Here is a 13,273-nt window from a genome sequence, read left to right on the forward strand (position 1 = left end):
ACGCATTGGAGTGGCAATGAAAAATCATAAATTTTTCAAAAGAGCAGCGTTAGCTATTGCTATACCGGCAATTTTGTCTGGTTGCAGTGACGATAATGATGATCCGATAGTGGTAACTCCAGATCCGGAAGTGCCAGAGGAAGTCAGTCTATTTGAATCAGTTGCTGGTTCTGAGGCTGCTGCGCATATTGGTCCTTCAACAATGCAGGTACCACATGTTGTCGCCACGGCTGAAAACGTCAAGGTAATTAATCTGCTCAGCAATGGTTATCTCCCCACTGATTACTCCAGTGAAAATGTTCCCCAACAGGATATGCTTCCTATATTCGAGGAGCACCCGAGTCTCGATGCTGCGGATACGGATGGCCTTTATGTATTGTCTGGAGAACCCGATGGTTTGGGGTATCTGGATAATGACGACGATACATTTACCCTGTTTATGAACCAGGAACACTACAACTTTGTTGGCGGTGATGGGGTGGTGCTGGAGAACTCAAATCGCAGTCTCCGATCGACAGGCACCTTCATTTCAAAGTGGGTAATCAATAAAACCACCGGGGAAATTGAGGGTGGTGAGGACCTGATTAAAGGTGTTTATGCCTGGCGGCGTACCCTGTATGACACGGATGGTGAGGTTGCTGAATCTCCAGGATATACCTACGTAACACAAATGAAACCCTATTTTGATGCGGATGGGGACCTTGTGAATACGGGAGCATTCGAACGCTTCTGCTCCGCAACTCTGCCAGCTGAAACTGCTTTCTATAATGCGGAAAGCGGCAAGGGCACCCAGGTGCGGATGTTCTTGACCGGCGAAGAGAGTGACGGTGGCGAGAGCCTCAAAACTTATTACGATGGTTTGGTTGAGAAGCGTGGTTATGAAGGCCTTCGATTTGATGCTTTTGGTAGCATCAGTGGTGAGGCGAAAGCCAAGAGTGAGATCGAGTCTGTCTACGAGTACGACAAATCGGAAATTTATATCGGTCGCGGTATCGCTGTTTTGACAACCGGAGACAATGCTGGTGATGCTTATGAATTGCCACTACTCGGTAAATCTCGATTTGAAAATATCGTACCCAACTATAAAGCACAGGATAAAACCATACTGCTGTCTGTCGATGATGAACGGCCTCGGGGGGATGAGGATGATGCTTATCGCAATGGAGGTTTTCTCACAGTCTATGTTGGTGAAAAAGCCAATGAAGGCAGTGAAGTTGATAAGGCTGGCTTGACCAATGGTGAGCTGTATGCGGTTCGGGTTTTGGATAGAGATGGCGCTCCGGTGGTTGATTTTAGTGATAGTGACAATCGAGCGCTGTTTGACGACAGCGAATTGATGTTTGAGTTGGTACAACTCTCCAACCGGGATACCGACGGCGATGGGAAGTCAGAAGATATTCGCGATATGAGCCAGGAGGCTTTCCGCATTCATACCACCGGAATGGAAGTCTCCCAGTGGCGTTCTCCGGAAGATGGTGATTGGGACCCATTAGATCCCAATAGCTTTTATTTTGGAGCCAAGTACGGTGTATACCAGATTGAGTTTGCGGATATCACCAATCCAATAGATGGTGGAATCATCAAGAGAGTAGTGAGTAGCAAATCCGATGGCGATATAACTGACAACTATGAAAATTTCGACAATATGGCAGCGGTTGCTGGTGTCGATAATAAGACTCGCTTGGTGTTGCAATTTGATAAATCTAATTATTACTCACCAATCTACGTTCTCGACCCTGAAACCGGAGAAATGATTCGTGTTGCCGAATTTAACCCGGAAATTATTGGCGATAGTGAAGACGAGCTCGATCTGAAGATCGAGAAACAGCTGGCAAGTGGAGAGCTGGAAGCTGAGCCTACCGATGAGGAATACCAAGCGCTGCTGGAAGAGCATGTGGAGAGTAAGCCCTACCGTCAATACTACTCACAATCCTCCAAGGTTCGCAGTGGGCTGGATGATACCGGGATGGAGGCTGCGCTCTCTACCGATGCTGAAGCATCCGGGGTTATTTATGTGGGCGATATTCTGGGTGATGGTTGGTTCTTGAGTTCAACCCAGTTTCACTATGATTTTGAAGGTCGAGTGGATAGTTACCTGAATTCCTTTAATGTGCGTGACCAAAAAAATGGCCCCTCTACTCAATTGATTCAGGAAATGATGGCCGGAGGACAGTTGCACGCAATCTATATCCCTCAAGCGGTAGGGCTGGACAAGTAGCAAAATCTATCGTTGATAAATTATGCCCTGTCAAGCGTTAATCAGGCAGGGCATTTTTATCAGGTGTAAAAAAATTGATCGAAATATCCTGCTCTTCATTACTCTTGCTATAGCCCTATTTTTTCATTTGGGGTGTTTTGTATAACGTTTGAACCATTTCTTATTGATTTGAATCGCCGCATACAATTGGTACACACTTTCTTGTAACCTAGCGCTCTGGTTTGATTGGTAGTTGATGTATGAGCGTTCGGTCAGTTTCTAAGCTTTTTTCCATTGCTGTAGTTTTCTCCTTCAGTTTTTCCGCTTTTGCAGCGTCCTATGATCGGGCGGAGTGGCTGCCCAAGTGGTCTGATTCCGATCGGGATTGCCAGGATACCCGCCATGAGTTGTTAATTCGCTATTCACTATCCCCGGTAACCTATACCCGCTCCAATCACTGCAAAGTAGACACCGGTTTGTGGCTGGACCCATATACGGGCGGCTTCTTTGTAAAAGCTTCAGATCTTGATGTGGAACATATTGTGCCGCTGAAGTGGGCGCACGATCACGGGGGAGCGGATTGGACGCGCAAGCGAAAGCAGCGGTTTGCTGAGGACATCGAGAATTTATGGCTGGTTGATGACGGTCGTAACCAAAGTAAAGGCCACAAAGGGCCGGACAAGTGGATGCCGCCCTATGGACCGGTCAAGCAAGTTTACCTCAAGCGGTTTATGGCAATCGTAGATAAGTATGGTCTTCAATTGAGTGCGGGCGAGCGCCGCAAATATCAATCGCTAATGGCGGATGGCTGAGGACAAGTAGTCTCTGGGGGTATAACAAGGTTCCGGCATCCGTTAGAATTTTGTTGTCCCCCAGGAGTTATTTGATATGCAGCACCCCCCCAAGAAGTTAATCGAATACTTTCGGCGCTGCTATCAAGCTGACAGTTACGACCTCTCCCTGAACAATATTCTAAATCTCAAATCGAATCGGCGTCTGTTCTTAGATGAGCGGGACTATTTGGGGGCTGATGAGTTACCACGTATACCTGTCTTCGCTACTTCGGGAGCAAAACTGCTGGAACAAGTGGATGCTTACCGAAAGGAGCGGCGGCTGATTTATGGTTGCCTGTTTATTTGTGGTAACTATGCTCTCCAATCTGGACTAAGTGTAAAACGCAAGTTCTGTGCACCACTACTTTATTTTCCCGCCAAGCTACATTTTGATGAGGATTGTTTTGTAGAGATCAACTCTGCAAACATTCACGTTAATCTCCCTGTTTTACGTCAACTGCTTAAACCTGATGTTGAGTCCTCAATAACAGATAGTTTCCGAGTGCTTGCTTCGCCGCTTTCTTCGACACAGCTGGCTGACGTCGGCCGCTGGCTAACCCATTACACTATTTTGGAAAATGTAGAGGAATTGGGGCGCTGGCCTAACTTGAGTGGTAAGGCAGCTGTTGAAAGTGCATCGAAGGGTGCTCAGTTGTCCTTGGTCTCGGCGGGTGCGGTAATTCTTGCAGATAGATCAAGGGGCTCTCGTGGAGTACTGCACGAATTACAACTTTTAGGCAGGGAAAAAAAATTATCTCCTCCGTTACAGGCATTACTGGGAGAGTGCCACTGGGAAACTGCACAGAAAGCGTGTGAGCCGGATATGCTGCCGGGTCTGTTGAGTGGGGCTCAGGAGGGGGCACTGGAAAATGCGGCTCGCTTTCCTCTTAGCCTTGTTTCAGGTCCGCCCGGTACGGGAAAGAGTTTTACGATCGCGGCTATGGTTCTCGATCGAGTGCTGCATGGTGAAAGTGTTTTGGTGGTATCGAAGAACCAGCAAGCATTGGATGTGGTGCGGGATAAATTGCGAGATGAGTACGGGCTGACTCAAGGGTATGTACATCGAGAGGAGCGGGGTTTTATCCCCAGCTTAAAAGCTCATCTGGATAGGCTGCTGAAAGAGGGGGTGGAACTTCCAGAGAGAAAGCCTGCCCAGGTGAAGAGGGAATTGAAGAGGGCTTATCGAGCCTTGAGGGGCTTGGAGAAGCGCTTCTCCAAAGAGCTGGGATTGGCGCGCGCTGTTAGTGTAGGTCGGTTTGCTCAGTGGGTAGCGCGACATGCCTGGAGCTTCTTTGCAAATCGATTGAGTGTTAAAAATCTGTGGCAATCACAAGGTGCGATTGATGATTGTCGGCGCAACTTTGAAAGCCTGGCAAGTCAGTATTTAAACACTTATCGCCGCGATACATTGCACAGACTGCTGGAAAAGAATCGGGGTACCCTGAGCCAATTCAATCAAGCCTTGCGATCTCGAACTTCAAAAGTACAGGCGGAGCGCTTTGCCCAAACTGATATGCGGGTGGTAATGCAGGCGTTCCCCATATGGCTGGTGGAGGCAGATGAACTCAATGAAGTGCTGCCGTTATCGCCCGCCATGTTCGATTTGGTAGTCTTTGATGAGGCAACCCAGTGTGATATTACAAGTTCACTGCCGGCCCTGTTTCGAGCTGAGCGGGCAGTGATTGTCGGTGACAGTAAACAACTGCGGCATGTTTCATTTCTTTCCCGCAAGCGGCAGCAAAGTATCTGGCAGGGAGTGATAAAAGATGCCGGGGTGCCGCCAAAACTGAGCTATAGGGATCAATCACTTTTGGATTTGGCTTCAGACGTGATCCCCACTCAACAAGCTATTGTGATGCTGGATGAGCACTTTCGCAGCCATCCAGAGCTGATCGCATTCAGTAACCATGCTTTTTACTCCGGCCGCTTGAAAGTTATGAGGGCCAGGCCCAAACCATTACCAGAGTCGGCGCTAGAATTTTATCAACTGCCAGGGCGCCGGAGAAAAAATGGGAGAAACACCGTAGAGCGCGACTGGGTTATTGCGCAATTGAAAGCGCATTTCGAGCGCTATGCCGATGCTGCAATTCGGCCGTCGGTCGGTGTTTTGTCTCCCTATCGGGATCAGGCCGATTATTTGGAAGGGGAGTTGATTAAGGTCTTTTCCTCTCAGAAGTTACAGAGTTTTTCTGTACGCGTTGCCACGCCCTATGGTTTTCAAGGAGAGGAGCGAGATTTAATGCTTATCTCCATGGCTATTGATAATCAATCGTTGCGGGCAGCCAGCTACTTAAACCGGGCGGATGTGTTTAATGTCGCAATTACCAGGGCAAAAGAAAAGCAGTTGGTTGCATTGTCGATTGAGCCCCAAACTCTCCCTACGGATCATCTCTTGCGTCAATATGTTGAGTTTCCACACTCCGTTGGCAGTCATTTGCAGGGTGATGAAATCGTATGTCGTTTTGCGAGTGAAGTTAGCCATTTATTAACCCAGCACGAAATTCCCCATTGGGTAGGCTTTCCTGTGGCTGGGCAGATTGTAGATGTGGTTTGTGCTGTGAGCGGGCGTTTTATCGGTATTGACCTGATTGGGTATCCCGGCGACTACGAGTCTTACTTTAGTGTAAAGGTCTACAAGGCATTGTATCGGGCAGGCATTCCGGTTTTTCCCCTGCCGTATATTAACTGGCGAAAAGACCGGCAGGGCTGCATCAAGCAGTTATTGACGATTCTTCAGCAGGAAAAAGTGCCTGTATCTGAAGCTGCTATTCCTGAAGGTTAGTGCCGCTGCTTAGGGCTCGGAGATGAAAGTTACGCCGCAGCTGCTAGTCTTCAAGGAGGTTTGAGCAAAATTCCAGAGTAGATCTATGAAATCCTGGTCGCTGATTCTCTCCCTCTCGGTGGTTGCAATTGCCGGAGTGCAAGTTTCTTTGGCTGATCCCCAGCAGGTTCAAGGGGTGCGAAGTCCCACTTTAAGTTTCTGCCAGGCGCGGTTCTATGAGGAAGAGGACGGACGCCTCTACTGTAACTGGGCAGTCAATTTCAGGTATGCCTGCTTTGTTTGGTGGCCAACGAATAAGATTATTCCTGCAGGGGCCAAGCTTTCAGAGCCTGAGGTTGTCGGAAAGTGTGGTAATGGTGAGCCAGTCGTCAAATTGCATCACTACTAACTCACCTGTAAAGGAGCTGTGCAGGTGAGTCGTGGATACCCCGGTTCTTCAGCGGGTAAGCTTGATTACTGACGACGGAGTCAAAGTGTGATCGCGTGTACTGGTGTCCAAGGAGGTGGCGTGTTAGCTTTTCTCCTGCTCGGCATAGAGTCCTCGATCTTGCAGCTCACGGGCCTGTTTGAGGATTTCAAGCATGGCGCTGTCCTCCACCGACATGGCATCGATGATGGCTGCCAGCAGATCTGCTGAAAACATGCACTTGCTGACTTTGCTGCGCAGGTTTTCCGGTGTCATTGAAATTCCTCTCTCGGCCAGTGCTTGGGCGAGATCCCCGTAACGCATGCCCTTTAGTGCCATTGATGCGCGCACATAGCGAGCAATTGCCTGCTTGTAAGGGGTCAGTGCTTGCTGGTTGCTCAGGCTTTGCTTGTGGTCCATGGGCTCTACTCCGTCCTATTCACTATCACCAATGTGGTAAATATTATCTTTGTGTGTATTATTTGCAACATTAGTTTGTAATAAGTTATTGACCGCAGATTTTTTGGTGCTATATTTGTGACCAATATTCCACAGCGAGGGAGTTGAGATGACCTGGAACAATGAGAACCTGCGCCAATTGGCGGAAAACCACTCCGGATGGGTGGTCGAATCTGAGGGGGATTGCCTCAGTATTTCCAACGATGAAGGCGTCGATGCGTTTGTCTATGTTGGCGAGAAGCAGATAGTTGTAGAGAGCATTCTGTTTCCCGTGAGCCAGGTAGATGATGTGGCAGCGCTCAATGAAATGGTTCTGCAAACACATCAGCTGGTGCCCCTGACAGCCATTGCGATTAAGAATATTGGTGGTGAGAACTACTACGTCGCTTTCGGTGCTCTGTCGGTGTCCAGCAAGGACGAAGTTGTTATCGAGGAGGTTGAGACCCTGTTTTCCAATGTGGGTGACTTCCTGGATTTATTTGCCGATCATTTTGAAACGGAGGGTGTAGCATGAGCCTTAAGAGAATCTGGACTGCTTTGAAAGGCGCAGTTAACGAAGGAACAGAAGCAGTAGCGGATAGCCAATCGATTCGTATTCTTGACCAAGAATTACGCGAGGCGAAGGAAGAATTGAAAGCTTGCGATGAAAATCTGACCAAAATCATGGCGAAGCGCAAACTTACTGAGAGTAAGGTCCAAGCGCTGCAAGCCGACGTTGAAACCTATAGCACTCACGCAATTAACGCGAGTGAAAAGGGCGATAACGAACTCGCTCTTGAGTGCGCAGAGCGTGTTACCGAGCTGGAAAGCCAGCTGGAAACTGAGCGCAGCATCCTGGATGGATTCCTGAGTTCAGAGAGCACCCTGAAAGGTAATATTACCCAGGCAAAAACCAATGTGCGCCGTATGGAACAGCAGATTGACCAGATCAAAGCGACTGAATCTGTTCAAAAAGCACAGGTAGCGGTTTCTTCCCGCCATATGGGCGCGAACAGCAAGATCAAAACAGCGCTGGACAGCCTGGATCGCATCAAAAACAAGCAGGAGCAGCGTGCTGCTGAGCTTGAAGCTGCGGAAGAGCTGGCTTCAGAGGAAACCGGTTCCAGCCTGGATGCCAAGCTGAAAGCGGCGGGCATCAAGCCCGGCGGCCAGAAAAGTGGCAGCGATAAGTTGGCTCAACTGTTAGCGGGCCGCGAAAAGGCTTAACACAGTGCTGCTTTATCGAGTGCGACGCCTTCTGGCGTCGCTTTTCATTCGGGCCAATGTAACCACAATTCTCATAGCTGTAGGCAGCTATGTTTTCATCTCCTATTGGCTGCTCAAAATTGCCGGTGAAGCTGATATTGTCGCGGGCGAGAATTTCTTTTACTGGTTGGTCGTTACCGCATCGACAGTAGGTTACGGCGATTTCTCCCCGGTAACCCCTGAGGGTAAAGTCGTGGTTGCCGCTTGGGTAATCCCAGTGGGCCTCAGCCTGTTTGCCATGGTGGTCACAAGAATTGGCTTTGCGGTTTCAGAATTTGTGCATCGCGGCAAGAAGGGCTTGCGTATGACAAACCATATTGATCACACAGTAATTATCGGCTGGAACGGTACCAGAACGCTCCGCTTGATTGAGTTGCTACTCTCCAAAACAAACGGTAGCGCAGCAGAGATTGTCCTCTGTGTTGAAGCCGATATCGAAAATCCGATGCCGGGTAAGATTGATTTTGTCCGGGTGGAATCGTTTTCCCACGGAGAAAGTATGCAGAGGGCAGGGTTGGCCGATGCCGCTCGAATTATTATCGACAACCCTCTGGATGATGTAACCCTTACAACCGCCTTATTCTGCGACAAGCTCAGCCCGAACAGCCATAAAACGGCTTATTTCCAAGATGAAAATGTGGGTGAATTGCTCCGTGCCCACTGTCCCAATATTGAATGTATTCCCTCTGTCGCTGTAGAGATGTTGGCAAAATCCTCGCTTGACCCCGGTTCCGCAAGGTTGCACCGACAGTTGCTCGATAGCACTTACGGCATGACCCAATACAGCGTTGAATATCGGGGTGAGAAGCCTCTTCCTGTCGGTGAATTATTTGACCATTTTAAGCGGGATCTCTCCGCGACCTTAATTGCGGTACGTAGAAAGGGCGTGGTTAAAATTGATGTGAACCCGGGGCTTACCGATCAGGTCACCGAGGGCGACATGCTGTATTATATCTCTGCAAAGCGGCTCGATGAAAAAAGCTGTTTCGATATAAAAAGTAATGAAGAAGGTGTTGGTACATGTTTACCAAACTGATAAATAAAATAAAGGGAAAGGACGCTCCAAAGGTCAAGACTCCAGAAATTATGGGCTTGCGAATGGGGACGAGTTTTGAGCTGGACCCTTTGGCCATTCGTCTGATACTCGATGAACTGACCATTGAATCCTGTTCACCGACCCAGATCATTAAAGCGGCCGGTGTTGTCGAACTAGATGGTACCTGGATTTATCGCTTTTACACTGATGATGATGCCTGGCTGCAAGTGATTGCTGAGGGCGGTCAGCGGGATGAGCATGTGGTCGATGTAAAGCTGTTCCATTTTTACGACACTCTGGATGTTGGTTCGGAGCAGGCTTGGAATAAACTGTTAAAGAGTGATATTGGCGCACCCAGTTATCACCTTCAGGATCGCACTTATAGCCGTGTATGGACCGCAGCAGGGGATTACCACAACCCAGTGCATATGGCCGAAAAGACTTACGATGAAGATGGTGATTATTCAGTAACGGATCAATTCACCATGCTTTTTGAACGCGAATTGTCTGATCAGCAAACCGAATCCCTTTTTCTCTCAGCTGAAGAGAAAGAAGAGGATGCAGGCTACCTAAGCCGCAGCCTGGTGATTAGCACCGGCATTACTCTGACCCCCTCACAAATAACAATACACGGATAATAAGGAGATATTTAATGGACCAGCCTTATGATTTACTGACTGGTATCTTGCATTTTGCGGCCTACTTTGGCCTGTCGCTGGTACTTTTGATCGCGTTTAAATTTTTATACGCACTGGTGACCCCTCACGATGAGTGGAAGTTGATCCGCGAAGATAAGAATACGGCTGCCGCTATTGGTTTTGGTGGTGCTGTTTTGGGTTTTGCAATTGCCGTTGGTGGTGCTGCAAGTAACTCTATTTCTATTGTCGATTTCGCCATCTGGGCCCTGGTTGCATTGATCGCCCAGTTAATTGCTTTTGCCATTATCCGCTTTGGGTTTATGCCGCGTATTGTTGAGCGCATCGAAGATGGAGAGGTGAGTGCCGGTGTTATGTTGGCTGCAACTACAATCGCTGTTGGCGTATTGAATGCGGCTTGCATGAGCTACTAATTGGGGGTGGTAATGAAGCGTACCAAGAATATTAACCTGGCAAGGATGCGAAAGGGCGGTGGCTCCAATTTTTTACTGCGCCCACTTGCCTTAGGTGTAGCGGCTGCCCTGGTCGGTTGCTCCTCAGATGAGGAAGTTAAAGTTGTCTCTTCAGTAGATGACTGTGTGGCCAATACCCAGCTGGACGAAGCTCAATGTGAAGCAGCTTATCAGCGCGCGGTTGAGGAAGCGGAGCGCACCGGGCCCAAGTATTCCCGTCTCTCTCAGTGTGAGGCTGAGTTCGGTAGTTGCCAAGAGACCAGTAGCGGCGTCTGGATGCCTCTGATGGCGGGCTTTATGGTTGGCTCCATGCTCAATGACAGGGATCGCCACTACAACTATGGCTACTACAACCCGGTCTACCGCTATTCAGGCTCCCGTTACCGCGACAAGCTGATGACAGCTGACGGCGGCATTATTGGCGACTATGGCCGTTCATCTTATAAGGTGGATAAAAGCGCTACGGCGCCTAAGCCTAAAGTTACCAAAACTGTTTCCCGTGGAGGCTTTGGTGCAGTGGCATCGGCCAAATCCAACTGGGGAGGGGGGCGCTCCAGCAGTGGTGGTTCGCGCGGCTGGGGAGGTTGATTTGTGCTGAGGTTGCCGATTGGTGAGCGCCCGCGTTGGCAAGAGCGAGCGCAGGAGTTTGGGTTTCACTTCCATACCATGTATGGCGAGCCCTACTGGGATGAAAGCGCCTACTATCAATTCTCTTTGGAGCAGATAGAAAAGCACATTGAAGATCCCACCGAAGAAATTCACCAGATGTGCCTGGATGTCGTTGCCCGTGTGCTTGAGGATGAGGAGTTGCTGAGGCGGTTCTGTATACCCGAGCAGCACTGGGACTTTGTGCGAGCATCCTGGCGTAACGGCGACCCCAGTCTCTATTCTCGCCTGGACTTTGCCTATTCCGGACAGGGGCCGGCAAAGCTCTATGAGAACAATGCTGATACTCCCACTTCTCTGTATGAAACCGGCTTCTGGCAGTGGTTGTGGCTACAGGACAATGTTGATCGCAGGTCTCTGCCGCTACAGTCTGATCAGTTCAATAGCCTGCAGGAAAAGCTGGTTAACCGCTTCCATGATTTACAGTTCCTGACCCCGGGGCGGGAGTTGCATTTCGCCTGCTGTAAAGATACGGAAGAAGACCGGGGCACGGTTCAATATTTACAGGATTGTGCCTCCGAAGCGGGGATCAATAATCATTTTGTCTTTATCGAAGATATTGGCCGGGATGAAGCGGGTCAGTTTACCGATTTGAATGATCAGGTAATTACCTGGATGTTTAAGCTGTACCCGTGGGAATTTATGCTCCGAGAGGAGTTCGGGACCCTGTTGGCAGGAAGCAATGTCCGTTGGTTGGAACCGCCTTGGAAGGCAATTATTTCCAATAAGGCGCTTCTGCCAATGTTGTGGAAGCTTTTTCCAGAGCACCCGAATCTGCTTCCCTCTTTTTTTGAGGATGAGCTGGACAAGGCTGCGGATTTCCCGGAGTTGGTTAAGAAGCCAATCTTTTCACGAGAAGGGGCGAATATTTCGGTAGTAAAAGGGGCGGATACCACTTTGCTGTCCGATGGCCCCTATGGGCAAGAAGGATTTATCTATCAGGCTCTGCATCCTCTGCCCAAGTTTGGAAAGAACCATACCCTGGTGGGAAGCTGGCTTGTTGATGACCTGGCAGCGGGAATGTCCATCCGGGAAGATTCAAACCTGATTACCCAGGATATGAGCCGTTATCTGCCACATATCATCCTCTAGGCCCGCCAACGACTGCAGGCGCTGACATCAAGCCGGCGCCTGCTCAATCCTCTTCTTTAAAAGTTATAGTGCAGCCGCAGCTCAAAAAAATTCACTCCGGAATTTTCAGAACAGGTTCCCGCATTTGAGTAGTGCAGTGCGTAAGTTGTGACTCCCCAGCGGCGCTCACTCCCAAAGTCAGAGCCCAATCCAATTCGATCCTCAAACTGGAAATGGCATCCCAGAGTTGTGTGGTTCATGTTTTTACTCACAATATTGGACTCAGTAATGTAACTGGCCCCCACGGAAAACTCGAAGTAGGGAAAGATAGGCTTGTCCCACTGGGGCAGGTACTCAAGCCTCCATACCGGACTCACTGACATACCGTGAACTAAATCCTCTCCCCGTTTGGAGACGTCTGGATCGCCATCGTCCAGGCTGGATCGCCATTCAAAGTAACTGGTCTCCAGTCGCGTTTTTAGCGTCCATTTCTCAGCAAGGGACCACTGCCAGGGCAGGTCCTTGGATATGGCAAGGCGATATTGGGTGAGTTCATTGCGGCGATTGGAAAATCCCGGGCCGGCTCCAACAATTGCAGCCCACCGTTTATCCGGGTTTGTTGCCGTTTCAGCCAAAGACCAGGCTGGAAGCAAAAGAGAAGAAAATAACAGACACAGGCCGAGCCTGCGGATAATCAAGTACAACATCATCCCTGATCCTACCTTTCCTACTACGAATGGTGACTACAAGAAAATGATTGGTTAGGGAAACTCAAAATCATCCGGGTTCTTTTCCAGTGTAGACAGAGGTGAGCGAATATAGGTCTTTTATCCCAGTGGTAATTTACTCATGGGAATAATTTACTGGTCTCCAGTGGTATTTGTTGCCAGGAAAACACTTGCAGTGACAGTTTAAAAAAAGCGGTGACAGCGATAGTTCTCTGATATGTAAAGAGGTTTTTTCTCAGGATGAAATACGTGTTCGTAGGTTGGGGTAGCTGCCAATTCCCGCCCTACTAGCAACTTTTGCGGGTAGGTAATCTCGAGAAATTTATGGTTTTAAGGCAGTCAGGCTTATCTATTTTGAATTGTAATAGGGGGTTGTTCGTGAGAGAGGGTGTCATCTATTGATAATTAACGGGTGTGGGGACTTGTATTAAGTTAAAAATCGTCTGTGAAATTTCTCATCCTGTTAAAGGTTTGCCTGTTCTCTATTTTAGGAGTCGCTGTAGTTTTTTCGTCCTATTTTTTAATTGATTATTCTTTCTTGAAAAATAATACCCCTTAATATTATTTTTAAGGGAAAATGGTGCGCTGGTGATCTTCTGAAGTTTGTAAATTTATATCAATAATTGTCAGGAACCGTGCTGTTAAGTAGCGGTCCATAATTCTGTCGCCAACATTACACATCGAATATGTGTAATCAGGATAAGGACCTGGTTCAGCTGGGGAAGGAGGTTGGACGAAATTG

General features: G+C 48.7%; 13 protein-coding genes. 11 read left to right on the forward strand and 2 right to left on the reverse strand.

Going from position 1 to position 13,273, the window contains the following annotated elements; all coding sequences use genetic code 11:
• Positions 1-16 precede the first annotated feature (16 nt).
• The 4 genes from ACJJII_RS14735 (at position 17) to ACJJII_RS14750 (ending at position 6,200) form a co-directional block, all read left to right on the forward strand.
• Complete coding sequence (locus tag ACJJII_RS14735) at positions 17-2,218, forward strand: hypothetical protein (RefSeq protein ID WP_444916701.1); 2,202 nt, start codon at positions 17-19, stop codon at positions 2,216-2,218.
• A 239-nt stretch (positions 2,219-2,457) separates the two neighbouring features.
• The gene (locus tag ACJJII_RS14740) at positions 2,458-3,009 is read left to right on the forward strand and encodes a GmrSD restriction endonuclease domain-containing protein (protein ID WP_282933405.1); all 552 of its coding nucleotides are present in this window, start codon (positions 2,458-2,460) and stop codon (positions 3,007-3,009) included.
• 76 nt (positions 3,010-3,085) lie between these two features.
• On the forward strand, positions 3,086-5,812 hold the full coding sequence (locus ACJJII_RS14745) for a DEAD/DEAH box helicase (protein ID WP_444916702.1): 2,727 nt from the start codon (positions 3,086-3,088) through the stop codon (positions 5,810-5,812).
• A gap of 85 nt (positions 5,813-5,897) precedes the next feature.
• Positions 5,898-6,200, forward strand: coding sequence for a hypothetical protein (locus ACJJII_RS14750; protein WP_444916703.1), 303 nt, complete (start codon positions 5,898-5,900; stop codon positions 6,198-6,200).
• Between the two features lie 123 nt (positions 6,201-6,323).
• On the opposite strand, the gene ACJJII_RS14755 is transcribed toward ACJJII_RS14750, so the two are convergent.
• A complete protein-coding gene (locus ACJJII_RS14755; protein ID WP_108732688.1) occupies positions 6,324-6,638 on the reverse strand; it encodes a DUF6471 domain-containing protein in 315 nt (104 codons plus the stop codon).
• Positions 6,639-6,786: 148 nt separating this feature from the next.
• On the opposite strand from ACJJII_RS14755, the gene ACJJII_RS14760 reads away from it, so the two are divergent.
• Genes ACJJII_RS14760 through ACJJII_RS14790 form a run of 7 tightly spaced genes read left to right on the forward strand, consistent with a single transcriptional unit; the run spans position 6,787 to position 11,824 of the window.
• Complete coding sequence (locus ACJJII_RS14760; protein WP_108732689.1) at positions 6,787-7,191, forward strand: DUF2170 family protein; 405 nt, start codon at positions 6,787-6,789, stop codon at positions 7,189-7,191.
• Entirely contained in the window at positions 7,188-7,883 is a 696-nt protein-coding gene (locus tag ACJJII_RS14765; RefSeq protein WP_282933401.1) for a PspA/IM30 family protein, read from the forward strand. Before ACJJII_RS14760 ends, ACJJII_RS14765 begins: the two co-directional genes overlap by 4 nt.
• Positions 7,884-7,887: 4 nt before the next feature.
• Positions 7,888-8,958 (forward strand): potassium channel family protein, encoded by a 1,071-nt coding sequence (locus ACJJII_RS14770; RefSeq protein ID WP_444916704.1) that lies wholly within the window; start codon positions 7,888-7,890, stop codon positions 8,956-8,958.
• The gene (locus tag ACJJII_RS14775) at positions 8,943-9,596 is read left to right on the forward strand and encodes a YjfK family protein (protein ID WP_444916705.1); all 654 of its coding nucleotides are present in this window, start codon (positions 8,943-8,945) and stop codon (positions 9,594-9,596) included. Before ACJJII_RS14770 ends, ACJJII_RS14775 begins: the two co-directional genes overlap by 16 nt.
• 14 nt (positions 9,597-9,610) lie before the next feature.
• Entirely contained in the window at positions 9,611-10,027 is a 417-nt protein-coding gene (locus ACJJII_RS14780) for a DUF350 domain-containing protein (protein ID WP_282933398.1), read from the forward strand.
• A 12-nt stretch (positions 10,028-10,039) separates the two neighbouring features.
• Entirely contained in the window at positions 10,040-10,654 is a 615-nt protein-coding gene (locus ACJJII_RS14785) for a DUF1190 domain-containing protein (RefSeq protein WP_282933397.1), read from the forward strand.
• A gap of 3 nt (positions 10,655-10,657) precedes the next feature.
• Positions 10,658-11,824: a glutathionylspermidine synthase family protein gene (locus ACJJII_RS14790; RefSeq protein WP_444916115.1), complete on the forward strand. Its 1,167-nt coding sequence runs from the start codon at positions 10,658-10,660 to the stop codon at positions 11,822-11,824.
• Positions 11,825-11,880: 56 nt separating this feature from the next.
• Here the strand turns inward: ACJJII_RS14790 and ACJJII_RS14795 are convergent, their stop codons facing one another.
• Positions 11,881-12,513, reverse strand: a complete 633-nt coding sequence (locus ACJJII_RS14795) for an acyloxyacyl hydrolase (protein WP_444916706.1) — start codon at positions 12,511-12,513, stop codon at positions 11,881-11,883.
• Positions 12,514-13,273: the final 760 nt, after the last annotated feature.

It is taken from the genome of Microbulbifer maximicatervae (SeqCode) (genome assembly GCF_052467825.1).

Bases quoted from the DNA above. Each gene is read 5' to 3' on its own strand.
- ACJJII_RS14775 (WP_444916705.1), top strand. From the start codon at position 8,943: ATGTTTACCAAACTGATAAATAAAATAAAGGGAAAGGACGCTCCAAAG.
- ACJJII_RS14735 (WP_444916701.1), top strand. From the start codon at position 17: ATGAAAAATCATAAATTTTTCAAAAGAGCAGCGTTAGCTATTGCTATA.
- ACJJII_RS14740 (WP_282933405.1), top strand. From the start codon at position 2,458: ATGAGCGTTCGGTCAGTTTCTAAGCTTTTTTCCATTGCTGTAGTTTTC.
- ACJJII_RS14780 (WP_282933398.1), top strand. From the start codon at position 9,611: ATGGACCAGCCTTATGATTTACTGACTGGTATCTTGCATTTTGCGGCC.
- ACJJII_RS14755 (WP_108732688.1), bottom strand. From the start codon at position 6,638: ATGGACCACAAGCAAAGCCTGAGCAACCAGCAAGCACTGACCCCTTAC.
- ACJJII_RS14765 (WP_282933401.1), top strand. From the start codon at position 7,188: ATGAGCCTTAAGAGAATCTGGACTGCTTTGAAAGGCGCAGTTAACGAA.
- ACJJII_RS14745 (WP_444916702.1), top strand. From the start codon at position 3,086: ATGCAGCACCCCCCCAAGAAGTTAATCGAATACTTTCGGCGCTGCTAT.
- ACJJII_RS14785 (WP_282933397.1), top strand. From the start codon at position 10,040: ATGAAGCGTACCAAGAATATTAACCTGGCAAGGATGCGAAAGGGCGGT.
- ACJJII_RS14795 (WP_444916706.1), bottom strand. From the start codon at position 12,513: ATGATGTTGTACTTGATTATCCGCAGGCTCGGCCTGTGTCTGTTATTT.
- ACJJII_RS14750 (WP_444916703.1), top strand. From the start codon at position 5,898: ATGAAATCCTGGTCGCTGATTCTCTCCCTCTCGGTGGTTGCAATTGCC.
- ACJJII_RS14760 (WP_108732689.1), top strand. From the start codon at position 6,787: ATGACCTGGAACAATGAGAACCTGCGCCAATTGGCGGAAAACCACTCC.